The sequence below is a fragment of the Streptomyces sp. R-74717 genome, assembly GCF_047305335.1.
Taxonomy (GTDB): Bacteria; Actinomycetota; Actinomycetes; order Streptomycetales; family Streptomycetaceae; genus Streptomyces; species Streptomyces atratus.
Window position 1 is genome coordinate 3,167,841 of record NZ_CP102361.1, and the last position, 23,319, is coordinate 3,191,159.

Genomic DNA, 23,319 nt, shown 5'->3' on the forward strand with positions numbered 1-23,319 from the left:
CACATGACCTGAGAACCGCCACTCTGGCAGCCGATGGTGATCCTTTGTCGCTTTCGTGGCCTTACTCACAAGGGCCACAGGAATTACTGTGGCCCCCGAGCCACAACGCCCTCCGGCCACCTCACTCGGCCCGTCGTTCCTCCGCCTCCAGTTCTTCCTCGAACTGTTCCTCGATCTCCGCGATGCCCTTCGCCACGGCCTCCGCCAGATGGACGGGGCAGGTCAGCACCTCGCTCACGAAGCCCTGGCCGGAGTCCGGGCCGGGGGCGGGGCACGCGTCGGGGGCGTAGAGGTGCGCGATGCGGGCCAAGCGGTCGGACGTGCGCTCATGGCCGGGCGCATGGCCGTCCGCGTGGGCGCATGCGCCGCCGGGCAGGGTGGCGGCAGCGGTACGGAGGATGCCGAGGATCTCGCGGGCGATTCCGTACGACAGCTCCAGGGAATCGGCCGCCGTGCCCATCAGGAGCAGCAGGACGGTCCGGTCGAGCGCGGGTCCGTCGGGGCCGAGCTGCTCGTACCGCCGGGCCGCCCAGAGCGCCGCCTCCTCGGAGGCTGTCTCGTCCTTGAACGGGACATGCCGCTCGCTCAGCGGTTTGATGTCGAGCCGGCCGTCGGGGCGCAGGTACACCGGGTTCAGATGTGCCGTCTCCCGGGTGCCGAAGAGGGTGTCGACCGCTTCGCGCAGATGGTCGCGGGCCTCGACGGCGAGGGCGCGCAGGAAGGTGGTGCAGGTCCACGCCTCCAGCGAGGCCCCGTATCCGTCCTCGTGTTCCTCGCGCAGGACGGTCCGGCCGCCGGGGCTCTGCAGGTGGATGCCCTCGGCTGCCTGCTGGTCGCTGCCGGAGTTCAGTGCCGGGTGCTCGCCGTCCTCGTGCGCGCACGTCTCGTCCGGCAGCAGCGGCAGTACGGACTCCAGGCCCTCGATCATGTCGTCGAGCAGCGACCGCTGTCTGATCCGGCCCGACCCCGCGTACCAGCAGTTCGCGTGGGCGACGACGACATAGCCGGCGAGTGCGGCCCGGGAGAGACTGCTGGGCGGTGTGGCGTGGACCTCCAGGTCCCAGAACGGATCGCCGTTCGGATAGTCGTTGAGCACACTGCCCAGGCTGCTGATGTTGCTCCGGTGGCTCTCCGGGATGATCTCGGGGATGCCCTCCGTGCTGCCCGGCAGGACCACATCGGCGGCTGTCCGCGCCCATCCGGCGGCGTTGCGGGGGCAGGCCTCGGCCCTGTCCCACGCAGCGAGCGGAACCTGGACGTCCGGCGCGTCGAGCAGCGCGTCCGCGTCCGTGTCCCACTCCTCCAGGCTCCCGGTGTACGGATGAGCCGCGTGCCCGCAACCGCCGGCCTGAAGATACTGCTCGTCCATGGCCTCGGCGGCGGCGCCGAGCGCGTCCACCACGGACCGCTCGACGGGGGCGCCGCGTCGCCCGAGGACGTACCGCGCCATGTTCACCAGCCCGAAGGTCAGCAGGACCGCCTGCTCGCCATCCGGTTCGGCGGCGAGCAGGCGGGCGCACTCCAGGACGACGGGGTCCGCCTCCTCGGGGGCGGCGCCCGCCGTGACTCCGGCCCATTTCTCGATCAGTCCATTCATGATCAAGGAAACGCCGGCCGCGCCGCGGCGGTTCCGGTGGGCGCCGAACTCCCGTACGTAATGGCGGCCCGCCGGGCGGCCCGTCAGCCGGAGACGCTCGCCCGGCCGTTCTCGATGTGCCCCATCAGGCGTCGCCGGAAGACATCGTCCCCGTCGACGGTGACGGACAGGTCGTACCAGCCGTGTGCGTCGGCCGCCGAGTGCACGACCGTACGGCTGCGTCCCGGCTTGACCTTGACGGTCCTGGTCCAGTCCCGCAGGTCCGCCTCGTCGACGTAGCCCAGCGGCCGTACGGTGAAGGTCAGTGTCGTCCGTCCCGTGTTGCGCAGGGTGAGATGCAGATCCCGCTCATGCGCGTCGACCCGCGAGGCGACCTCGGCCCCGGCCGAAACGCCGTCCTTCGCGGGCCCGGCGAACTCGCGCCGGAAGCCGTTCGGCCCCGTCACCGTGAACCGGTACGCCGCACCGGTAAGGGGCACCGTCCATTGCGCCGTGCCCCTTACATCCCGGTGCTGCGGTGCGGGGAACTCCCCCGCGTACGGATACAGCGCGAAGTGCGCGGACGAGCGCCCCGTGTTGCTGAGGGCCACCTGCACCGCCCCGTCCACCAGCTTGGCCTGGGCGTCCGGCTGGTACGGCAGCGCGCGGGCCGGGCGGGCCCCGGGCTCCTGTACGGGCATGTGCTGCACGAGCGGCGGCTTCGGCGCCCAGCGTCCGCTGAACGGCGGGATGGCGCCGGGCTGCTCCACCTCGGGCCGGCGCCGCGCATGCTTGAAGTCGAAGGCCGAGGTCAGATCGCCGGTGACGGTGCGCCGCCAGTCGCTGATGTTCGGTTCCTTCACGCCGGTCCAGCGCTCCAGGAACCGGATCACGGAGGTGTGATCGAAGACCTCGGAGCAGACGTAGCCGCCCACGGTCCACGGCGACACGACGAGCAGCGGCACCCGAATCCCGAGACCGGTGGGCTTGCCCTCCCATCGCTCCTCGGTCACCTCGGGCGGCGCGACCGGCGGCGGCACGTGGTCGAAGAAGCCGTCGTTCTCGTCGTAGTTGATGAGGACGGCGGTGTGCCGCCACACATCGGGGTGCTTGCCCAGCGCGTCCAGGACCTTGTAGACGATCGTCGCGCTGTGGATCGGCGAGGAGACACTCGGGTGCTCGGAGTCGACGGCCGACGGCACCAGGTAGGAGACCTCGGGCAGCGTGCCCGCCGCCACGTCCTTGGCGAACTCATCGGCCAGCGTTCCGGTCTCCACCCGGCGCAACGCACGCTCGAAGAGGCTGCGTTCGGCCTTGTCCAGGGTGGCGACACCCTCTTCGAGCAGACCGAACAGCCGCTCCCGCTCCGTGGCGTCCGCGTCCCGTACCGCAGAGTAGAACGACTCCATGTACGTATGGCCGCCGGTCTTCGCCAGCGCCTTGCGGGCGATCGCCTTGAAGGTGGCGAAGAACTCGATCTGGTTGTCGGTGAAGTTCTCCCACTCGGTGTACGTACGCCAGCTGCGCCCGGCCTTCTCCAGCCGCTCCGCGTACGTGTCCCAGTCGTACCCGGGGTGCGTGCCCTCGTCGTACGCGTCGTTGCTGACGGCCCGCTTGCCGTTCGCCTCGTTGCCCGTCTTGCCACTCCACAGGTGGTTGCGGTTGGGGCTGGTCGAGGTGTGGATGGAGGAGTGGTAGGCGTCGCAGACCGTGAAGGTGTCGGCCAGTTCGTAGTGCAGCGGGATGTCACGGCGGTCGTAGTACGCCATGGTGGCAGCCGTCTTCGCGGTCACCCAGCCGTTCATCCACCCCCCGGCCCATGCCTTGCCGCCACCGCTCCAGGAGTGGTCGAGCGCGCCGATGTACTGGAGGTCCTTCTTCTGCGCCTCGGCGGCGTCCCGCACCGGGAACGGCAGCACAGAGGTGCCCAGCGGAGCGGGCTGCTCGAAGACCGGCTTGCCGGAGGGCAGTTCGACGGCGTTGCGGTCGCCGAAGCCGCGTACTCCCCGGAGCGTCCCGAAGTAATGGTCGAAGGAACGATTCTCCTGCATCAGGATCACCACATGCTTGATGGCTCCGAGCCCGTCACCGCCACCGGACCCCGCCGAATGTGCCGGCTGCGCGGCAATCGCGGCCTGCAGCGACGGCGGAAGCAGCGACCCCGCAGCCGCGACGCCGAGTGCACCGCCGCCGAGCGCGAAGAGCCGTCGCCGTGAAATGTCCGTGGTCAAGTGAGCCTCCCGAGTCCTGTCGTTCAACCCGGAAACTAATCAAGCCAGGTGGCGCCGGGAAGGATTTCGTGCGGCTCGGTGGTGAACGTCCAATAGGCCGGCCGGGAAAGTCCAACCGCGCCCCGCATCCGGTCACACCCCGATCAGCTGCAGCGCACCCCACAGCGCGACCGTCGACACGGCCGGCGTCGCCGGTACGGTCAGCAGCCCGAGGCGGGTGAAGTGGCCGAGGTCGGGCGCATGGGTGAAGGGGCGGTGCACCCGGCTCACAGGTGCACCGCCCCTTCAGGGACGTACGGAAACCGCCCACTCAGGGGGACGGGATCAGCCCTCGACGCCGAGCTTCTCCAGGATCAGCTCACGCACGCGGGCCGCGTCCGCCTGGCCGCGGGTGGCCTTCATGACCGCGCCGACGAGCGCGCCCGCCGCCGCGACCTTGCCGCCACGGATCTTGTCCGCGATGGCCGCGTTGGCGGCGATCGCCTCGTCCACGGCCGTGCCCAGCGCGCCCTCGTCGGAGACGACCTTCAGGCCGCGCTTCTCGACGACGGTGTCAGGGTCGCCCTCGCCCGCGAGGACGCCCTCGATGACCTGGCGAGCCAGCTTGTCGTTGAGGTCGCCCGCGGTGACGAGCTCGGCCACCCTGGCGACCTGCACCGGGGTGATCGGCAGCTCGTCGAGGCCGCGGCCGGTCTCGTTGGCGTTACGGGCCAGCTCGCCCATCCACCACTTGCGTGCCTGGTCCGAGGGGGCGCCCGCGTCGGTCGTGGCGACGATCAGGTCGACCGCACCGGCGTTGAGGATGGACTGCATGTCGTGCTCGGAGACACCCCACTCCTCCTTCAGCCGGTTGCGGCGCAGCCGCGGCAGCTCGGGGAGGCCGCCCCGGAGCTCCTCGACCCACTCCCGGGCCGGGGCGACCGGCACCAGGTCGGGCTCGGGGAAGTAGCGGTAGTCCTCGGCGTTGTCCTTGATGCGGCCGGCCGTGGTCGAGCCGTCCTCCTCGTGGAAGTGCCGGGTCTCCTGCACGATCGTGCCGCCCGAGCTCAGCACCGCGGCGTGGCGCTGGATCTCGAAGCGGGCCGCGCGCTCGACGGAACGCAGCGAGTTCACGTTCTTCGTCTCGGAGCGCGTGCCGAACGTCTCGGTGCCGTTGGGGCGCAGCGACAGGTTGACGTCGCAGCGCATCTGGCCCATCTCCATCCGGGCCTCCGACACACCGAGCGCCTTGATGAGCTCGCGGAGCTCGGCGACGTACGCCTTGGCGACCTCGGGTGCGCGTGCGCCCGCGCCCTCGATCGGCTTGGTGACGATCTCGATGAGCGGGATGCCCGCACGGTTGTAGTCGAGCAGTGAGTGGGACGCGCCTTGGATACGGCCGGTGGCACCGCCGACGTGGGTCGACTTGCCGGTGTCCTCCTCCATGTGGGCACGCTCGATCTGTACCCGGAAGATCTCCCCGTCCTCCAGTTGGACGTCCAGATAGCCGTTGTAGGCGATCGGCTCGTCGTACTGGGAGGTCTGGAAGTTCTTCGGCATGTCCGGATAGAAGTAGTTCTTCCGGGCGAAGCGGCACCACTCGGCGATCTCGCAGTTCAGCGCGAGGCCGATCTTGATGGCGGACTCGACGCCGATCTCGTTGACGACCGGCAGTGCGCCGGGCAGGCCGAGACAGACCGGGCAGGTCTGGGAGTTGGCGTCCTGCTTGAGCTCGGTCGAGCAGCCGCAGAACATCTTGGTCTTGGTGCCGAGCTCGACATGGACCTCCAGGCCCATGACGGGGTCGTAGGACGCGAGCGCGTCCTCGTACGACACCAGGTCAGTGACAGTCACGGTGAAACTTCCCTCTCAGCCCAGCAGTACGTCGTCATCGCCGATGCGCTTGAGTTCGCGCAGCAGCAGGGCGACACCAGTGGCGATGGCGGCGGCGGAGACAACGGCGTCGATCAGTCGGAGCGTGTCGTGTTCGAAGCGGGCCTTCTTGGCCTGCTTGATGACGCCGAGCGCCCCGAAAGCGGTGGTGCCGATGGACAGGTACGTACCGGTCTTGGACTTCTTGAAGCCCTTGGCCTTGGTCAGTGCGCTCACAGCGACGGAGCCTCCTCCAGCAGCGGGTGGCCCCACTTTTCCACGAAGGCGGCCTCGACGGCGGCTCCGACCTTGTACAGCCGGTCGTCCTTCATGGCGGGGGCGATGATCTGCAGTCCGACCGGCAGGCCGTCCTCCGGGGCCAGGCCGCAGGGCAGCGACATGGCGGAGTTGCCGGCGAGGTTGGTCGGAATGGTGCACAGGTCCGCGAGGTACATCGCCATCGGGTCGTCGGCGCGCTCGCCGATCGGGAAGGCGGTGGTGGGCGTCGTCGGGGAGACGATGACGTCCACCTGCTCGAAGGCCTTCTCGAAGTCCTGGGTGATGAGGGTGCGGACCTTCTGCGCCGAGCCGTAGTACGCGTCGTAGTAGCCGGAACTGAGGGCGTACGTACCGAGGATGACGCGGCGCTTGACCTCGTCGCCGAAGCCGGCCTCGCGGGTGAGCGCGGTGACGTCCTCGGCGGACCTCGTGCCGTCGTCGCCGACCCGCAGGCCGTAACGCATGGCGTCGAAGCGGGCCAGGTTGGAGGAGCACTCGGACGGCGCGATCAGGTAGTACGCCGACAGCGCCAGGTCGAACGACGGGCAGTCCAGCTCGACGATCGTGGCACCGAGCGACTTCAGCAGCTCGACCGACTCGTTGAAGCGCTGGACGACACCGGCCTGGTAGCCCTCACCCGCGAACTGCTTGACGACACCGACGCGCATGCCGTCGACGCTGCCGCTGCGCGCAGCCTCGACGACCGGCGGGACCGGGGCGTCGATGGACGTCGAGTCCATCGGGTCGTGCCCGGCGATCACCTCGTGCAGCAGGGCCGCGTCCAGGACGGTACGGGCGCAGGGCCCGCCCTGGTCCAGGGAGCTGGAGAACGCCACCATGCCGTAGCGGGAGACGCCGCCGTAGGTGGGCTTGACGCCGACGGTGCCGGTGACGGCCGCGGGCTGGCGGATGGATCCGCCGGTGTCCGTGCCGATGGCGAGCGGGGCCTCGTACGACGCGAGCGCGGCCGAGGAGCCACCGCCGGAGCCGCCCGGGATACGGGTGAGGTCCCACGGGTTGCCGGTCGGGCCGTAGGCGCTGTTCTCGGTGGAGGACCCCATGGCGAACTCGTCCATGTTGGTCTTGCCGAGGATGACGACGTCGGCGGCCTTCAGCTTCTTGGTGAGGGTCGCGTCGTACGGCGGGATCCAGCCTTCGAGGATCTTGGAGCCGACGGTGGTCGGCATGCCCTCGGTGGTGAAGATGTCCTTCAGCGCGAGCGGGACACCGGCCAGCGGGCCGAGCTTCTCACCGGCCGCCTTCTTCGCGTCGACGGCACGGGCCTGCGCGAGCGCGCCCTCGCGGTCGATGTGCAGGAAGGCGTGGACCTTCTCGTCGACCGCGTCGATCCGGGCCAGGTGGGCCTCGGTGACCTCGACGGCGGTGAGCTCGCCGGAGGCGATCTTCGCGGCGATCTCGGCGGCGGTGAGCTTGATGATGGTGCTGTTGTCCGTCATGACTTTTAGTCCTCCCCCAGGATCTGCGGCACCTTGAAACGCTGCTGCTCCTGGGCCGGGGCGCCGGAAAGCGCCTGCTCGGGGGTGAGCGACGGACGGACCTCGTCCGCGCGCATGACGTTGGTCAGCGGCAGCGGGTGGGAGGTCGGCGGTACGTCTTGGTCGGCGACCTCGGAGACGCGGGCGACCGCGCCGATGATGTCGTCGAGCTGTCCGGCGAAGTGATCGAGCTCTTCGCCCTTCAGCTCCAGACGCGCCAGCCGGGCGAGGTGGGCGACCTCCTCGCGCGTGATGCCAGGCATGCAGCGATCCTCAGGGGTTGGTGTGTGGTTTTGGCCCAATCCTATGGTGTCGCCCGCAGCCACTCCCGCCACCCGGGTGAACGCCCTGGTCAGGCGACAGATTCGAGTCCGTCCGGCGAGCCCGGTTCAGGCCCGTTGGGCAATTGGGGACAGAGCGGCCGCCGGACTCCACCGGTGCCCGCACACCGCACCCCCGCGCTCATGTCGTCGCGGGCCTCGACTCGACCGCCCGCCCGGACGGCCGCTGCTCCAGCTCGGGCGTCGCACCGGCGGCGGCCGCGGCGGCCGCCGCCGCAGCCGCCAGCTCCGCCGGCCGTCGCCACCCGTGCTCACCTCGCGCCCGCAGCCAGGCCGTCGTCTCCTGCGGCGGCATCGCAGCGGCGACCAGCCACCCCTGCACCGCATCGCAGCGCAGATCCCGCAGCCGCTCCCAGGTTTCGTCGTCCTCGACCCCTTCCGCGACCACCAGCAGACCGAGCGAGTGGGCCAGGTCGATGGTGCAACGGACGATCTCCGCGTCCTCGTTGTCGACGGCCAGACGGGCCACGAAGGACCGGTCGATCTTCAGCTCGCTGACCGGCAGCCGGCGCAGATGGACCAGCGAGGAGTACCCCGTGCCGAAGTCGTCGAGGGACATCTTCACGCCGTGCCCGGTGAGTCCGGCGAGGGTGTCGGCGGCGCGCTGCGGGTCCTCCAGCAGCACATGTTCTGTTATTTCCAGCTGCAGCGCCCCGGCCGGGACGCCGTGCCGGGCGAGCCGTGCCGCGACGCCGCCCGCGAATCCGGGGGTGTGGACATCGCGCGGGGAGACGTTGACCGCGACCGGGACGAAGAGCCCCTGCGCCCTCCACCGGGCGACCTGGGCCAGCGCCGTCTCCAGGACGTACTCCGTGAGGTGCGGCATCAGGCCGGACGACTCGGCGATGGCGATGAACTCGTCCGGAGGGACCCGGCCGCGCTCCGGATGCACCCAGCGCACCAGAGCTTCGAGGCCGGCCACCTGGCCGTCGAAGCGGACTTTCGGCTGGTAGTGGAGCTCCACCTCCCCGGCGTCCAGCGCACGCCGGAGGTCGCCGAGGAGCCCGAGCCGGTCCGGGGTGTTGCTGTCCCGCTTCGACTCGTACACCTCGACGCCCGTACGGTCGCGCTTGGCCTGGTACATCGCCACGTCCGCGCGCCTGAGCAGCCCTTCGGCGTCCAGCGCGTGGTCCGGGTAGACGGCGACTCCAGCACTCGCCTCCAGCACCAGGGTCAGACCGTCCAGGTCCAGCGGGGAGGACAGCTCAGCGACCAGATGGCGGGCGACCCGCTGGGCGCTGGTGGTGGAGTCCGCGGTCGGCAGGAGCACGGCGAATTCGTCACCGCCCAGCCGCGCGACCTCCGCTCCTCGCGGGAGCGCCAGTCTGAGACGTTCCGCTATCTGCAGCAGCAGGCGGTCCCCCGCCAGATGACCGAGGGTGTCGTTGACCGCACGGAAACGGTCGAGGTCGATCAGGACGAGAGCGGATCTGGCGCCGGTGGACTCGGCGTCCTCCAGGGCCGCCCAGGTGCGTTCCAGCAGCCACTGCCGGTTGGGCAGCCCGGTCAGCGGGTCGCGCAGCTGCTCCTCGGCCCGGGCGCGGGCGATCCAGAGGGTGGAGTCCAGGGCGATCAGCGGGACCGCGAAGAGTGGCAGGAGTACGGGCATGGCCATCGAGACGACGCAGATCAGCGGTGCGATGCCGAGCAGGGCCACCGCGACGAGGCCCTGGCGCAGCAGGGCGGTGCGGGCGATGGTCGGCAGCCCGCCGCCCTGGGGTGCCCGCGCATACCACAGCAGGACCCGGGTCACCAGAAGGTAGGTGGAGGCGGCCAGGAGGACTTCCGGGACGGCGGCGATGCCCCAGTGGAGTGGCTGCCAGGGCGATTCGACGGTCTGCACCTCACCGAACGCGGCGAGCACCAGGGCTGCCGCGCCTATCCCCAGGATGTCCACCGCGCCGTGCAGCAGCCCTTGCCGCCAGCGGTGTCTGCGGGCCACGCCGACGAGGACGACGACGACCAGGCTGACCAGACCGGCGGGCACCCAGCCGTAGAGGAGCAGCACGGCAAGGGTGAGGGCGGCTCCGGAACCGGTGCCGCCCCACCATCGGTCGCGTCCGAGCGCGACCAGATGCCCGACGATGATTCCGGTGAGGACGGCGAGGGACCAGCCGGCCCTGCCGTCGGGGAAGAGTGCGTGTCCTTCACTCACGGTCCGGTAGAAACCGGTCGCGAGCTGAACAACGGCGATCGCCACGACGACGGCACCCACTTTGGGCGTGAGGCCGACGAAACCTTGCAGCCGCGACACCGGTGCGGCGCTCTCGGTCGGTTTCATTCCGTCCCTCTCACAGCCGGCGGTGCCGATGTCGCCCGATGGTTCAGCTCCATGCCACCACGACCCGATTTCCCACACCGTGGCCGGGCACGGCAGGTGCACATCTCAACAGTAGGCCGCAGAAGGCGTCTACGGGCAGCGCTCTACAGCTCTTGCCCGAATGCGAACCGACCGTCCGTCAGCATCTGCTATGCGCCGATCGGGTGAACCCGGCCCCCCGACGACAACCCTTGTCCCTGTCCGTCCGTCTACACCCTTTCTGCCCACCCGTTCACCACTCATCCGCCGATCGACCCCATTTCGGGGCCGGCCAACGAGGTTCCGCCCCGTTGCGCCGGTTATGCGACGGAGATCCGTCCTATTCCGCCGGTTCCTCGACGGGTACGGCCGCCTCGCGCGCGGCGTCCGGCCCCTGTCCGAGCAGTACGGCGAAGCCGTCCTCGTCCAGCACGGGGACCTTCAGCTGCATCGCCTTGTCGTACTTCGAACCGGGGTTGTCACCCACGACCACGAAAGAGGTCTTCTTCGAGACGGAACCCGTCACCTTGGCCCCACGGCTCTGGAGCGCCTCTTTCGCGCCATCCCTGGTATGTCCGGCCAGCGTGCCGGTGACGACGACCGTGAGTCCTTCGAGCGGGCGCGGCCCGACCTCCTCCCCCGCTCCCTCGTCCTCCATCCGGACCCCGGCCTCCCGCCACTTGCGCAGGATCTCCCGGTGCCAGTCCTCGGCGAACCACTGCTTGACCGAGGCGGCGATGATGGGGCCGACCCCGTCCGCATCGGCCAGCTCCTGTTCGGTCGCCTCGTCGATCCGGTCCATGGAGCGGAACTGACGGGCCAGCTCCTGGGCCGCGACCGGGCCCACATGACGGATGGAGAGCCCGGTGAGGATCCGGGCCAGCGGGGCGTCCTTGGCCGCGGCGATGGCGTCGAGCATGGCGAGGGCGTTCTTCTTCGGCTCGCCCTGCTGGTTGGCGAAGACCCAGGCGGTCTTCTCCTCGCCGGTCTTCGGGTCGCGCTTGGGCAGTCCGCTGTCCTGGTCCAGGACATAGGCCCGGATCGGCAGGAGCTGCTCGACGGTCAGCCCGAAGAGATCGCCCTCGTCCCGCAGCGGCGGCTCGGCCGGCTCCAGAGGCCTGGTCAGGGCCGCGGCCGCGACGTAACCGAAGTGGTCGATGTCGAGGCACTTGCGGCCCGCAAGATAGGCAAGGCGCTCCCGCAACTGCGCGGGACAGGACCGGGCGTTGGGACAGCGGACGTCGATGTCGGCCTCCTTCATGGGCCGCAGCTCCGTACCGCACTCGGGGCAGTGCGTCGGCATCACGAATGCCTGCTCGGTGCCGTCACGCAGATCGACGACCGGGCCGAGGATCTCCGGGATCACATCGCCCGCCTTGCGGAGCACCACCGTGTCCCCGATGAGGACGCCCTTCGCCTTCACCACGTTCTGGTTGTGGAGGGTGGCGAACTCGACTTCGGAGCCCGCCACCTCGACCGGCTCGACCTGTGCGTACGGGGTGACCCGGCCGGTGCGTCCGACACCGACCCGGATGTTCACCAGCTTGGTGTTGACCTCCTCCGGCGGGTACTTCCAGGCGATCGCCCAGCGCGGGGCGCGCGAGGTGGAACCCAGCCGGCCCTGGAGCGGGATCTCGTCGAGCTTGACGACGACGCCGTCGATCTCGTGCTCCACGGAGTGCCGGTTCTCGCCGAAGTACACGATGAACTCCCGCACTTCGTCGAGGGAGTCCACCACCTTGTTGTGCCTGGCGGTGGGCAGACCCCATTCGTGCAGCAGCTCGTAGGCGTGCGAGAGGCAGTCGATGTCGAAGCCCTCGCGGGCGCCGATGCCGTGCACCACCATGTGCAGCGGGCGGGTGGCGGTGACCTTCGGGTCCTTCTGGCGCAGTGAACCCGCCGCCGCGTTGCGCGGGTTGGCGAACGGCTTGTCGTCGGCCTCGACGAGCCGGGCGTTGAGCTCCTCGAAGGCTTCCATCGGGAAGAAGACCTCGCCGCGGATCTCGACCAGCGCCGGAATCCGGTCCCCCTTCAGCCGGTGCGGGATCTCGGCGATCGTACGGACATTGGGGGTGATGTCCTCGCCGGTGCGGCCGTCGCCGCGGGTCGCGGCCCGGGTCAGCCGCCCGTGCTCATAGGTGAGGTTGACCGCAAGTCCGTCGACCTTCAGCTCGCACAGGAAGTGATAGCCGGTGGCGCCGACGTCCTTGGCGATCCGCTCGCCCCAGGCCGCCAACTCCAGGTCGTCGAAGGCGTTGTCCAGCGAGAGCATCCGCTCGCGGTGCTCGACGGAGGTGAATTCCGTCTGGTACGGCCCCGCGACCTTCTGTGTCGGTGAATCCGGCGTGCGCAGCTGCGGATACGTCTCCTCCAGGGCCTCCAGCGCGCGCATCAGCCGGTCGAACTCGGCATCGCTCACGACCGGCTGGTCGTTCACGTAGTACCGGAAGCGGTGCTCCTCGATCTGCTCGGCAAGCAGTGCGTGCTGCTCCTGATCCTGTGCGGGCACTGACATCTGCTGTTCGCCGGCCATCGTCTCGTCCTCCCGTTACCCGTTGCCCCGTTACTCAGGGTTGTCTGCGAGCGATCTCGCGGCCCTGGCGCAGTGGGCGAGCGCGGCGCGCGCATACGCGGGCGAGGCACCCGCGAGCCCGCACGACGGGGTGATCACCACGGACTCCGTCAGAGTCCCCGGATTCAGCCCCAGCCTGCGCCACAGCGTCCTGACACCCATGACGCTACCGCCCGGGTCTGACAAATCACCCGAGGCCGGGTCGGTGCCCGGCACCACCCCGAGGAAGAGCTGGGTGCCGCCCTCGACCGCTTCCCCGATCGCATCCTCCTCACGCTCGGTGAGCAGCGAGAAATCGAACGAGATACCGTCGACCCCGGCCCGGCGCAGCAGCGCGAACGGCACATCGGGTGCACAGGTGTGAATGACCGTCGCCCCGTCCCCGGCCGCCGCCAGGACATCGCGCAGGGTGCCCTCCACGACCTGGCGGTCGACGGCCCGGTAGGTGCGGTAGCCGCTCGCCGTCCTGATCCGCCCGCGCAGTACGCCGGTCAGCGACGGTTCGTCGAGCTGGAGGATCACTTCGGCGCCCGGCACCCTGCGCCGCACCTCCGCCAGGTGGGCGCGCAGTCCCTCCGCCAGTGAGCCCGCCAGGTCGCGGCAGGCCCCCGGGTCGCCGAGCGCGGCCTCGCCGCCCCGCCGTTCCAGTGCGGCGGCCAGCGTCCAGGGACCGACCGCCTGGACCTTGAGCGGGCCCTCGTACCCCTGGGTGAACTCCTCCAGCGCGTCGAGGTCCTCGCCGAGCCAGGACCTGGCCCGGCGGGTGTCCCGTCCGGGCCGGTCGCTGATCCGCCAGCCGCTGGGCTCGACATGGCCGTACAGGTCGACGAGCAGCCCGATGGTCCGCCCGATCATGTCCGCACCGGGCCCGCGGGCCGGCAGTTCGGCCAGATACGGCAGGCCCTCGCCGTCCCCGAAGGACCCGGTGACGGTCTTCGCCGCCTCCCGTGCGTCTCCCCCGGGCATGGAACCGATTCCGGTGGCCGGGCAACCCCTGAACTTGCTCTTCTCGCTCACACGGGAAGCCTAAGGCCGTGGCCGGCCCGTCCGGTCGGTGGTGGCGGTCAGCGCCCGGGGCGCACCGTGAGGTCGTTGACCTCGGCGTCGCGGGGCAGGTCGACGGCCATCAGGATCGTGGTGGCCACCGACTCCGGGTCGATCCAGCGGGAGGGGTCGTACTCCTTGCCCTCCTGCTGGTGGACCTTGGCCTGCATGGGGCTGGCGGTGCGCCCCGGATAGACGGACGTCACCCGGACGCCGTTCGCGTGCTCCTCCTGGCGCAGCGAGTCGGCGAGCGCCTTCAGGCCGTGCTTGCTCGCGGCGTACGCACTCCACTCGGCGTGCGCCGCGAGACCGGCGCCCGAGTTCACGAAGAGCACATGGCCCTGGGCGACCCGCAGTTGCGGCAGGAAGAGCCGGGTCAGCTCGGCGGGTGCGACCAGGTTGGCGTTGAGCTGGAAGTGCCATGCCTTGGGCGTGAGGTCACCGACCTTGCCGAGCTCGACGACGCCCGCGACGTGCAGCAGCGAGTCGACCCGCTCCGGCATCGCCTGCTGGGCGAACGCCCAGGAGAGCCGGTCCGGGTTGGAGAGGTCACCGACGAGCGTACGGGCGCCGGGGTGGAGAGCGGCCAGCTCCTTCGCGCGGCCCGCGTCACGGGCCAGCAGCACGGTCTCGTCACCGCGCTCCAGAAGCCGACGGGTGACGGCTGCGCCGATGCCGGAGCCTGCGCCGGTGATGACATGAGTGGACATGCCCCCATGATCGCACCCCGCTGATCGCACCCCGCCGCCGCGTCACCGCAGGCCGGACCACTCCTCCAGGTAGGCCAGGGCGCCCACGCCGTCCTTCGCGAAGAACACCAGGTCGGTCAGCGGAAGGGGCAGGAAGCCCTCGTCCTCCATACGCTGGAACTGCTGGCGCAGCCCGTCGTAGAAGCCCGCCGTGTTGAGCAGGACCACCGGCTTGTCGTGCTTGCCGTGCTTCTTCAGCTCCAGGATCTCGGTCGCCTCGTCGAGCGTCCCGGTGCCCCCCACCATGATCACGACCGCGTCGGCCTTCTCCAGGAGCAGCGCCTTGCGCTCGGCGAGATCGCGCGCGATCACCATCTCGTCCGCATTGGTACGCGCCTTCGCGGCCAGGAAGTCGACCGACACCCCGACCAGCCGTCCGCCCGATTCCTGCACCCCGTCGGCCACGACCTTCATCAGCCCGCTCTCCGACCCTCCCCAGACCAGTGTGTGTCCGCCCCGGCCGAGCCTTTCGGCGAATTCGCGGGCGGGCCGGGTGTAGCGGTCGTCGAGGTCGGCGGCGGAGAGGAAAACGCAGATGTTCATGCAGACACCGTAAAGGGCACCACTGACACGCCCGGGCGGCCGGGCGGAGAACCGGCCGGCACCGGGGAAGAAAGGGGAAGAAGGGGGAAGAAATCGGCCCGCGAGGCGGCTGAACCAAACATGACTTCCACACAAGGCCATGTCATCACCGTCGAACCCGGCACCGAGCACGTACGTGTGGTGCGCGACGGGCAGGTGCTCGCCGAGAGCCGGCGCCCGCTCGTACTGCGCGAGACGGGCTGTCCGGTCCGCTACTACCTGCCGCCCGAGGACGTCCGTACGGAACTTCTGACGGCTTCGGACACTCACACTCACTGCCCGTTCAAGGGCGATGCCTCCTACTGGTCACTGCCGGACGCGGCGGATCTCGTCTGGGCGTATCCGGAACCCAAGCCCGAAGTCGCCGCGATCAAGGATCACTTCTGCTTCTACGACACCGAGATGATCTCCGACTGATCGTCAAGCACCGCTCTGGCCTTGGGAATTGAAGAATCTCAAAAAATTCTCGGCCGAAGCGATGACTTTTCCGCGGCAGCGCAGTCAATCTTCACATGGACAAGACTCTCTCCCGCGACGGCACTTCGATCGCGTATCGGCGCCGAGGTGAAGGACCACCGGTGATCCTGGTGGGCGGCGCACTGAGCACGGCGGCGACCGAGGCTCCCCTCGCGCGCCTCCTCGCGCCGCACTTCGAGGTGGTCACGTACGACAGGCGCGGCCGCGGCTCCAGCGGCGACAGCGGGCCGTACGCGGTGGAACGCGAGATCGGGGACCTGGCCGCGCTCGTCGCCGTGGTGGGTGGCCGGGCCTCGGTGTTCGGCGTCGGGGCCGGCGGGGCGCTGGCCCTGGAGGCGCAGGCGGCCGGCCTCCCCGTGGACCTGCTGGCGGTGTACGAACCGCCCTACACCCCCGGGGCCTCGGGGGTGCAGTTCAAGGCATGCTGCACGGTCCGGCTGCACCGGCTGCTGTCCGCCGGGGACCGCGGCGGGGCCGTGGAGCTGTTCCTGTCCATGACAGGTGTCCCGGCCGACATGATCGCCCGGATGCGACGTGCACCGCTGTGGCCCGGCCTGGTGTCGTTGGCGCACACACTCGCGTACGACGATGCACTGCTCGGCGACGGCTCGATCCCGGCCGAACGGTTCGCGTCCGTCACGTCACGCACGCTGGTGGTCTGCGGCGGCTTCAGCCCCACCCCGGCACGGCTGGCGACCCGCGCCCTCGCGGACGCACTCCCGCGCGCCCGCCACCGCACCTTGACGGGCCAGACCCGCGAACTGGCGCCGCAGGCGGTGGCCCCGGTCCTGGCGGAGTTCTTCGGCAGGGACATGTACGCGCGCCAGGCTTCCTGACCCCACGGTCCGCCCTGTGCGGTCACGCCCGTACAGGGGTCGGGCGTGGCTGTGCGGGGCCTCGCCATCGCCGCGCTCAGGTTCCGAGCGCGAGCTCGAACCAGACGGTCTTGCCGCCCGGCCCGTACGCCCCCTCCCCTATGGCACACCCGCCCCAGCGGTCGGCGACGAGTTCGAGGATGGCCATACCTCGCCCGGCTTCGGCGTGGGGATCGGCGGGCGGGGCGTACGGCTTGGGCAGGTCCGGGCTCATGTCCCAGACGCTGATCCGGAGCACAGGGTGCCGCCATTGGAGCCGCACGGCGGCGGGCCCCTTGGTGTGCCGTACGGAGTTGGTGGTCAGCTCCGACGTCAACAGCTCGGCTCGGTAAATGAGTTCGTCGAGTTCGTGAGCACCGAGGATGGCCCGGAGGGTCGTACGGGCGATGCGGGGACTGCGCGGGTCGCAGGGGAAGGCGAGCTCGTACTGCCAGGGGTCGGCGAACGGGATGGGGGCGGGGTGGTGGGTGTACGGGGTGTAGGGGGTGGATTCAGCCCTCACGGGCACCTCCTGGGGTGCGTGCGAGTGGTCTCAAGTGGTCGTGCGCCAGCGATGGTTGCGGTCGGGTGACGGTGGCAATGCCGGTCCGGGGCCGCCTTACTGGGTGGGCGGGGTGGAGCGGTGCGCTTCCGTAACACACGGTCACGTCGGCGGCGCAGGTCACAAACTAAAGCACTGTGACTCACATGTGAGCACTTTTCCACGAATGAGTGAGTCGTCATTTGACTCGCTGGACCGCTTCGCAGGCCCCTGCAAGACTGTGCGCGCACGAGAGAGGACCCATGGCTCCACGAAATGCACCCACAGGCCGCCAGCGGCGCCTGGCCGTTGAAGTCCGGCGCATGCGCGAGCAGGCCGGCATCTCGATCCTGGAGGCGGCCGCAATGCTCGGCGCGGACCGCACGATGATCTCCAACATCGAGGCCGGCCGCACCGGGCTCAGCGAGGAACGTGTCCGCCAGATCGCCTGCCATTACGGGTGCCCGGACTCAGCGCTGATCGATGCACTCGCCTCGATGGCAGGCGGTCGACGGGCGCGGCACTGGTGGGACGAGTACCGAGGCAAACTCCCCGACGGGCATCTCGACGTCTCCGAGATCGAGCACTTCGCTACGCGCATCCGCACGGCACAGACTGTCCACTTGCCAGGCCTCTTTCAAATCGAGGAGCACGCGCGGGCGATCTTCGACTTCGCGGTGCCGCAGCTGCCCCGGCTGGAGGTGGAACTCCGGGTAGCCCACCGCATGGGCCGGCAGGCCGTCATCACCGGAGAGAACCCGACTCCATACCTCGGCATCATCCATGAGGCCGCACTGCGGCTGGAGTTCGGCGGTCGGGATGTGTCCCGCCGACAGCTCGCCTATCTCGCGGATGCATCCGAACTGGATCACGTGACTCTGCTGGTCATCCCGTTCAGTGCGGGCCCCTTCCACGGCGCCGGACAGTCAGTCCTCTACACCGAGGGCTCCGTCCCGCAGCTCGACACGGTCCAACTCGACACATCATTCGGCGGCCAATTCATTGATGCCCCGACGCCGCTGGGGAACTATCGTTCCCTTTTGGACCTGATAGAAGGCTCCGCACTCTCTGCTGAAGAGTCGCGGGGGCTCATCCGGTCCATCGCCCGCGAGCTGTGAGAGGTCAAGACATGCCCGAACGTGACTGGCAGCGCTCTTCGTTCTGCGCAGGCGGCGGCAACAATTGCGTCGAGGTCGCTGCGTCGGGAGCCGACGGCGTTGCGCTGCGCGAGAGCGAGAGCCCGAATGCCGTTCTGGTGACAAGCCGGGATGCGCTGCGTGCACTTGTGCTGGGAGTAAAGACCGGCTATAGCGACATCGGCTGACCTGGAATCCAGTCATCGGGCCAGAGCCTCCACCAGCATGCTGCCGGGGCGTGTAAAGGGGGGATCTGCAGAAGGAACCACCCGGCGGTGTCGGCCTTGAACCCGGCGACCACTGGCTTTCAATTCAAGCGACAGCGATTGTCGATGAATCATGTCTCTTCTCAGCGAAGTTAGTCGCCGCAGATGCCGCTGACCTAGGTGGACTGGATTGGCTGAGACAGCCGTCACGGCCGGGGATGCCCCGCTCGCCGGGGACGCCCCGGCGGCGACGGTGAGCGATTCCGCCGCGCCAGCCGAAAGCTCCCGGACGAAGTCGGCCTACTCGTCGGCCATCCAGCGTTCGGTGGCCAGGCGGGCCACGGCCATGCCGACATCAGTGTGGCCCGCCGCGCCGTCTGCTGGTCGCAGCCGTGTACTTCAGGCTTGGTTTCCGAGCCGGAGTCTCAACTGTTGGCCAGTGTGCGGTCGAGGAGGGGGAGCAGGCGGTCCCAGTGGCGCTGCAATGCGGAGGGGTTGAAGGCGTCGGTGTCGGACATGGTGAAGCCGTGGACGGTGCCGGGGTAGATCTCGGAGGTGTAGCCGACACCGGCGGCGTCCAGGGCCCGGTTGAGCTCGCCGAGGGTCTCGGGCGTCAGGTCGCTTTCGGCGTGGCCGAAGTGGACCTGGGCGGTGATCTCGGCGAGGGCGTCGGGCCCGTCCGCGCCCACGGGGCCGTGGAATCCGGCGACGGCGGCCACTTGGCCGGGGTGGGCCGCGGCGGTGCGCATCGCCAGGAGGGCGCCTATGCAGTAGCCGGTCACCGCGACCGGTCCGGCGCCGACCTCGGGCTGGGTGGTGAGGAACCTGAGGTAGGCGTCGGCGTCGCTCAGGACACGTTCGGCGGTGTGCGCCTCGATCAAGGGCATCAACTGGGCCATGAGCGCGGGCCGGACCTCTTCTCCGATGTGCTGGGGAAGGTCGATCACCGGTGCCGGGCCGTTCCGGTAGAAGAGGTTGGGGACGAGCACGTAGTACCCGTGCCCGGCCAGTTCGCGGGCCATCTCCCGCAGCACGGGCCGGATACCGAAGCCGTCCGCGTACATCAGCACCCCTGTGTGCCGCTCGCCGTGGTCGGGGAAGGCGGCGAAGGCGTCGGCCTGGCCGTCCGTGGTGGGAATCTGCAGCGTCTTGGTGGGCATGAATTCTCCTGTCGTGGTTGATGTGTCGAGCCTGTGATCAACACGACGGAGGCGGAGCCCGCGCAGCAGCGCAAGATCCTCGATCGAACAGCGGGCCCGCACCGGCCCGTACGGCGCTCAGAAGAGCACCGGGTCACCAATCCGTGTGTGGCGCAATGCCGTCCCGGTATTCATGGCCGCACAGCGTAGCCCACCGGACAAAAGCCGACGTAATTGAGGCCGAGCGGATCGTCTATACCGAGCACTGGCTGCGGCGCGAGGGTTTCGCGCCCCGGCAGTTCTGGACCAGGCCGGAACGGTAGACAGCCCGTGCTGACACGGGACGGTGGCGGTGAAGTCGCGCCGCAACAGGTCCGGCACGGGTGTGGCGGACAGCTCGGGCACCGCGTTGTCGACCAGGTAGCGGACAGCGTCGAGCACGGCTTCGCCCGCATGAAGACTTGGAAGATCCTCCGCGACTGTCGTCTCAAGGGTGACGGCGTCCACCACGCCATGCCGGCATTGCACGCCTGAACAACCTCGTCCTCGCCGGATAGCGAGGCAGGGCTCATTGCCACTGGCCTTGCTGTCCCAAGAGCCCCAAAGCTGAGCCACCGTGGCCATCTGCCGAAGTTACGGCGCCCGGAAACGCAGCAGCGCCCTCGGCCTCCCGGCGGGACAGGGAGGCCGACCCCGTCCGTATCTGCATCACATGCGGACGGTCCGCAGCAGCGGCCTATGACGTCCGCCCTGGCAGTGCCCAGCCCCGGCGGTCAGCCGGGGCCGGGACGGGTCAGGGTCGGTCAGCCGGACGCCGCCGCCGTCTCCCGCCGCACCGTCGTTGCGATCGTCGCCGAGCCGACCACGCGGGTGCCGTCGTACAGCACGACCGCCTGGCCGGGGGCCACGCCCCGTACCGGCTCGGTGAACGAGACGTTCAGCGTGCCGTCGACCAGTTCCGCCGTGACCTCGGTCTCGCCGCCGTGGGCGCGGAGCTGGGCGGTGTACGCGCCGGGGCCGGCCGGGGCGGTGCCGCACCAGCGGGGCTTGATGGCGGTGAGGGCGGTGACGTCGAGGGACTCGGCCGGGCCGACCGTCACCGTGTTGTTGACCGGGGAGATGTCCAGGACGTAGCGCGGCTTGCCGTCGGGGGCGGGGTGGCCGATGCGCAGGCCCTTGCGCTGGCCGATGGTGAAGCCGAAGGCACCCTCGTGGGTGCCGACCTTCGTGCCCGACTCGTCGACGATGTCGCCCTCGGCGGTGCCGAGGCGGCTCGCCAGGAAGCCCTGGGTGTCGCCGTCGGCGATGAAGCAGATGTCGTGGCTGTCGGGCTTCTTGGCGACGGCCAGGCCCCGGCGCTCGGCCTCGGCGCGGATCTCGTCCTTGGTGGTGAGGGTGTCGCCGAGCGGGAACATCGCGTGGGCGAGCTGCTTCTCGTCCAGGACGCCGAGGACGTACGACTGGTCCTTGGCCATGTCGGAGGCGCGGTGCAGCTCGCGGCTGCCGTCCTCGTTCAGTACGACGGTGGCGTAGTGGCCGGTGCACACGGCGTCGAAGCCGAGCGCGAGGGCCTTGTCGAGCAGCGCGGCGAACTTGATCTTCTCGTTGCAGCGCAGACACGGGTTGGGGGTGCGCCCGGCCTCGTACTCGGCGATGAAGTCGTCCACGACGTCCTCACGGAAGCGTTCCGCGAGGTCCCAGACGTAGAACGGGATACCGATGACGTCCGCGGCGCGGCGCGCGTCGCGGGAGTCCTCGATCGTGCAACAGCCGCGCGCTCCGGTACGGAAGGACTGCGGGTTCGCGGAGAGAGCGAGGTGCACACCGGTCACGTCGTGGCCCGCCTCGGCGGCACGGGCCGCGGCGACGGCGGAGTCGACACCGCCGGACATGGCGGCGAGCACGCGGAGGGGGCGCTGGGAAGTCTCAGTCATAGCTCCACCAGAGTACGGGGCGCCGGGAACCGAACGCTCACGGATATGCGTTCTGGATCACATGGGGACCAAGGGGACGGCGGGCGCCAAGGGCTCCGCGACGGCGAAGTCCGGGCACCGCATCAGTCGGCGCGGGCTGCTGATCGGCGCTGCCGTCACGGCCGTGGGTACGGCCGCGCTGGCGCGGGAGAAGCTGGAGCATGCCTGGTGGCGGCTGCCGGGGGTGGACAAGCCCCGGACGCCGGGCGAGCTGGACTACGCGCGGGCCGAGTGGATATCGGCGTCCCCGGCGAACTGGCGGCGGGCCGACCGCCCCGCCGACTACCCGATCGACCGGGTCGTCATCCATGTCACCCAGGGCAGCTACCGGAGCGCTGTGAAGGTCTTCCAGGACCCGGAACACGGGGCGGCGGCGCACTACGTGGTGCGCAAGGACGGCCATGTGGCACAGATGATCCGTGAGCTGGATGTGGCGTTCCACGCGGGGAACAGGTCGTACAACGAGCGCAGTGTCGGCATAGAGCACGAGGGGTTCGTGGACCGTCCGCAGGACTTCACGGCGGCGATGTACGGGGCGTCGGCGCGGCTGACGGCGGCGATATGCGGGCGGTACGGGATGCCGGTGGACCGCGAGCACATCATCGGGCATGTGGAGGTGCCGGGCACCGACCACACCGATCCGGGGAAGCACTGGGACTGGGAGCGGTATCTGAAGCTGGTCAGGGCGGCGGGCGCGCGGTGACCACGAGGGCCGCCCGATCGCCGGACGGGCTCGATTTCAGCTGAGTCCCGCCGTCCGTGCCCGTTCCACCGCCGGGCCGATGGCGCGGGCCACCTCGTCGATGTCCTGCTTGGTGGACGTGTGGCCGAGCGAGAAGCGCAGGGTGCCGCGGGCCAGGTCCGGGGCGGTGCCGGTGGCCAGCAGGACGTGGCTCGGCTGGGCGATCCCCGCGGTGCACGCGGAGCCGGTGGAGCATTCGATGCCCTGGGCGTCCAGCAGCAGGAGCAGGGAGTCGCCCTCGCAGCCGGGGAAGGTGAAGTGGGCGTTGGCGGGGAGGCGGCCGCCCGGCGCCGGGTCGCCGCCGAGGACGGCGTCGGGGACGGCTGCCAGCACGGCCGCGACGAGGTCGTCGCGGAGTCCGCCGATCTCGTGGGCGAACTCCTCGCGCCCGTCGGCGGCCAGCCGCCCCGCGACGGCGAAGGCGGCGATGGCGGGCACATCCAGGGTGCCCGAGCGGACGTGCCGCTCCTGGCCACCGCCGTGGAGCACGGGTACGGGGGTGTACTCGCGGCCGAGCAGCAGCGCGCCGATGCCGAACGGTCCGCCGATCTTGTGCGCGCTGACCGTCATCGCGGCAAGACCGGACCGGGCGAAGTCGACTTCCAGCTGCCCGAACGCCTGCACCGCGTCGGCGTGCATCGGTACGTCGAACTCGCGGGCCACGTCCGCCAGTTCACGTACCGGCATGATCGTGCCGATCTCGTTGTTGGCCCACATCACGGTGACCAGCGCGACATCGTCGGGGTTACGGAGGATCGCCTCGCGCAGTGCGTCCGGGTGGACGCGTCCGTACAGATCGACGGGGAGGTATTCGACGTTCGCACCCTCGTGCTCGGCGAGCCAGTCGACGGCGTCCAGCACCGCGTGGTGCTCGACGGGGCTGGCCAGCACCCGGGTGCGGTGGGGGTCGGCAGCGCGGCGGGCCCAGTACAGACCCTTCACCGCGAGGTTGTCGGCCTCGGTACCTCCGGAGGTGAAGACCACCTCGCTGGGGCGTGCGCCGAGGGCATCGGCGAGGGTCTCTCTCGACTCCTCGACGGTACGGCGGGCCAGCCGCCCGGCGGCGTGCAGTGAGGACGCGTTACCGGTGACGGCGAGCTGGGCGGTCATCGCCGCGATCGCCTCCGGAAGCATCGGCGTGGTCGCGGCGTGGTCGAGGTAAGCCATGATGGGCTCGATTCTACGAGCCTGCGGCGGGGCGTATGCCGGGCGCATCGCAGCCCGGCCCCGC

General features: G+C 69.9%; 21 protein-coding genes and 2 pseudogenes. 7 read left to right on the forward strand and 16 right to left on the reverse strand.

What is annotated here, in order from left to right:
• Window positions 1-121 precede the first annotated feature (121 nt).
• The 12 genes from NRF20_RS14160 to NRF20_RS14215 all read right to left on the reverse strand — a co-directional run bounded on the left by NRF20_RS14160 (window position 122) and on the right by NRF20_RS14215 (window position 14,981).
• Window positions 122-1,597 (reverse strand): hypothetical protein, encoded by a 1,476-nt coding sequence (locus NRF20_RS14160; protein ID WP_413752663.1) that lies wholly within the window; start codon window positions 1,595-1,597, stop codon window positions 122-124.
• Between the two features lie 83 nt (window positions 1,598-1,680).
• Window positions 1,681-3,807 carry a phosphocholine-specific phospholipase C gene (locus NRF20_RS14165; RefSeq protein WP_398630365.1) on the reverse strand — a complete coding sequence of 709 codons (2,127 nt, stop codon included), beginning with the start codon at window positions 3,805-3,807 and terminating at the stop codon, window positions 1,681-1,683.
• A gap of 132 nt (window positions 3,808-3,939) precedes the next feature.
• The gene (locus NRF20_RS14170; protein WP_398630366.1) at window positions 3,940-4,077 is read right to left on the reverse strand and encodes a hypothetical protein; all 138 of its coding nucleotides are present in this window, start codon (window positions 4,075-4,077) and stop codon (window positions 3,940-3,942) included.
• Window positions 4,078-4,131: 54 nt separating this feature from the next.
• Complete coding sequence (gene gatB / locus NRF20_RS14175) at window positions 4,132-5,640, reverse strand: Asp-tRNA(Asn)/Glu-tRNA(Gln) amidotransferase subunit GatB (protein ID WP_114246808.1); 1,509 nt, start codon at window positions 5,638-5,640, stop codon at window positions 4,132-4,134.
• Window positions 5,641-5,655: 15 nt separating this feature from the next.
• On the reverse strand, window positions 5,656-5,895 hold the full coding sequence (locus NRF20_RS14180; protein WP_266357685.1) for a hypothetical protein: 240 nt from the start codon (window positions 5,893-5,895) through the stop codon (window positions 5,656-5,658).
• Window positions 5,892-7,394, reverse strand: a complete 1,503-nt coding sequence (gene gatA, locus NRF20_RS14185; RefSeq protein WP_266357687.1) for an Asp-tRNA(Asn)/Glu-tRNA(Gln) amidotransferase subunit GatA — start codon at window positions 7,392-7,394, stop codon at window positions 5,892-5,894. The genes NRF20_RS14180 and gatA overlap by 4 nt, the downstream gene beginning before the upstream one ends.
• Window positions 7,395-7,399: 5 nt before the next feature.
• Window positions 7,400-7,696, reverse strand: a complete 297-nt coding sequence (gene gatC / locus NRF20_RS14190) for an Asp-tRNA(Asn)/Glu-tRNA(Gln) amidotransferase subunit GatC (RefSeq protein WP_015036350.1) — start codon at window positions 7,694-7,696, stop codon at window positions 7,400-7,402.
• A gap of 199 nt (window positions 7,697-7,895) precedes the next feature.
• The gene (locus NRF20_RS14195; RefSeq protein WP_398630367.1) at window positions 7,896-10,055 is read right to left on the reverse strand and encodes a putative bifunctional diguanylate cyclase/phosphodiesterase; all 2,160 of its coding nucleotides are present in this window, start codon (window positions 10,053-10,055) and stop codon (window positions 7,896-7,898) included.
• A gap of 358 nt (window positions 10,056-10,413) precedes the next feature.
• Complete coding sequence (ligA, locus tag NRF20_RS14200; protein WP_413752664.1) at window positions 10,414-12,606, reverse strand: NAD-dependent DNA ligase LigA; 2,193 nt, start codon at window positions 12,604-12,606, stop codon at window positions 10,414-10,416.
• A 30-nt stretch (window positions 12,607-12,636) separates the two neighbouring features.
• Window positions 12,637-13,662, reverse strand: coding sequence for a methionine synthase (locus NRF20_RS14205; RefSeq protein ID WP_413752665.1), 1,026 nt, complete (start codon window positions 13,660-13,662; stop codon window positions 12,637-12,639).
• A 47-nt stretch (window positions 13,663-13,709) separates the two neighbouring features.
• Window positions 13,710-14,399 (reverse strand): SDR family oxidoreductase, encoded by a 690-nt coding sequence (locus tag NRF20_RS14210; protein ID WP_398630370.1) that lies wholly within the window; start codon window positions 14,397-14,399, stop codon window positions 13,710-13,712.
• A gap of 42 nt (window positions 14,400-14,441) precedes the next feature.
• The gene (locus tag NRF20_RS14215; protein ID WP_114246802.1) at window positions 14,442-14,981 is read right to left on the reverse strand and encodes a TIGR00730 family Rossman fold protein; all 540 of its coding nucleotides are present in this window, start codon (window positions 14,979-14,981) and stop codon (window positions 14,442-14,444) included.
• A gap of 120 nt (window positions 14,982-15,101) precedes the next feature.
• On the opposite strand from NRF20_RS14215, the gene NRF20_RS14220 reads away from it, so the two are divergent.
• On the forward strand, window positions 15,102-15,437 hold the full coding sequence (locus NRF20_RS14220) for a DUF427 domain-containing protein (protein ID WP_266357695.1): 336 nt from the start codon (window positions 15,102-15,104) through the stop codon (window positions 15,435-15,437).
• A gap of 95 nt (window positions 15,438-15,532) precedes the next feature.
• Entirely contained in the window at window positions 15,533-16,333 is an 801-nt protein-coding gene (locus tag NRF20_RS14225; protein ID WP_398630371.1) for an alpha/beta fold hydrolase, read from the forward strand.
• Between the two features lie 76 nt (window positions 16,334-16,409).
• On the opposite strand, the gene NRF20_RS14230 is transcribed toward NRF20_RS14225, so the two are convergent.
• Window positions 16,410-16,874, reverse strand: coding sequence for an ATP-binding protein (locus NRF20_RS14230; RefSeq protein WP_413752666.1), 465 nt, complete (start codon window positions 16,872-16,874; stop codon window positions 16,410-16,412).
• A gap of 341 nt (window positions 16,875-17,215) precedes the next feature.
• Between NRF20_RS14230 and NRF20_RS14235 the strand changes: the two genes are divergently transcribed.
• Window positions 17,216-18,010 carry a helix-turn-helix domain-containing protein gene (locus NRF20_RS14235; RefSeq protein ID WP_398630373.1) on the forward strand — a complete coding sequence of 265 codons (795 nt, stop codon included), beginning with the start codon at window positions 17,216-17,218 and terminating at the stop codon, window positions 18,008-18,010.
• Between the two features lie 11 nt (window positions 18,011-18,021).
• On the forward strand, window positions 18,022-18,216 hold the full coding sequence (locus NRF20_RS14240) for a DUF397 domain-containing protein (RefSeq protein ID WP_398630374.1): 195 nt from the start codon (window positions 18,022-18,024) through the stop codon (window positions 18,214-18,216).
• A gap of 443 nt (window positions 18,217-18,659) precedes the next feature.
• Here NRF20_RS14240 and NRF20_RS14245 read toward each other — a convergent pair whose 3' ends face one another.
• Complete coding sequence (locus tag NRF20_RS14245) at window positions 18,660-19,394, reverse strand: dienelactone hydrolase family protein (protein ID WP_398630375.1); 735 nt, start codon at window positions 19,392-19,394, stop codon at window positions 18,660-18,662.
• Window positions 19,395-19,603: 209 nt separating this feature from the next.
• Here NRF20_RS14245 and NRF20_RS14250 point away from each other — a divergent pair.
• Both NRF20_RS14250 and NRF20_RS14255 read left to right on the forward strand, forming a co-directional pair.
• Window positions 19,604-19,696, forward strand: a pseudogene (locus NRF20_RS14250) (pyridoxamine 5'-phosphate oxidase family protein); the annotation flags it as partial.
• A 94-nt stretch (window positions 19,697-19,790) separates the two neighbouring features.
• Window positions 19,791-19,930 (forward strand): annotated as a pseudogene (locus tag NRF20_RS14255) (IS5/IS1182 family transposase); the annotation flags it as partial.
• A 246-nt stretch (window positions 19,931-20,176) separates the two neighbouring features.
• On the opposite strand, the gene mnmA reads toward NRF20_RS14255, so the two are convergent.
• Window positions 20,177-21,307, reverse strand: coding sequence for a tRNA 2-thiouridine(34) synthase MnmA (mnmA, locus tag NRF20_RS14260; protein WP_413752667.1), 1,131 nt, complete (start codon window positions 21,305-21,307; stop codon window positions 20,177-20,179).
• A gap of 61 nt (window positions 21,308-21,368) precedes the next feature.
• On the opposite strand from mnmA, the gene NRF20_RS14265 reads away from it, so the two are divergent.
• Window positions 21,369-22,049 (forward strand): N-acetylmuramoyl-L-alanine amidase, encoded by a 681-nt coding sequence (locus NRF20_RS14265; RefSeq protein WP_398630377.1) that lies wholly within the window; start codon window positions 21,369-21,371, stop codon window positions 22,047-22,049.
• 36 nt (window positions 22,050-22,085) lie between these two features.
• On the opposite strand, the gene NRF20_RS14270 is transcribed toward NRF20_RS14265, so the two are convergent.
• Window positions 22,086-23,255: a cysteine desulfurase family protein gene (locus tag NRF20_RS14270; RefSeq protein WP_413752668.1), complete on the reverse strand. Its 1,170-nt coding sequence runs from the start codon at window positions 23,253-23,255 to the stop codon at window positions 22,086-22,088.
• Window positions 23,256-23,319: the final 64 nt, after the last annotated feature.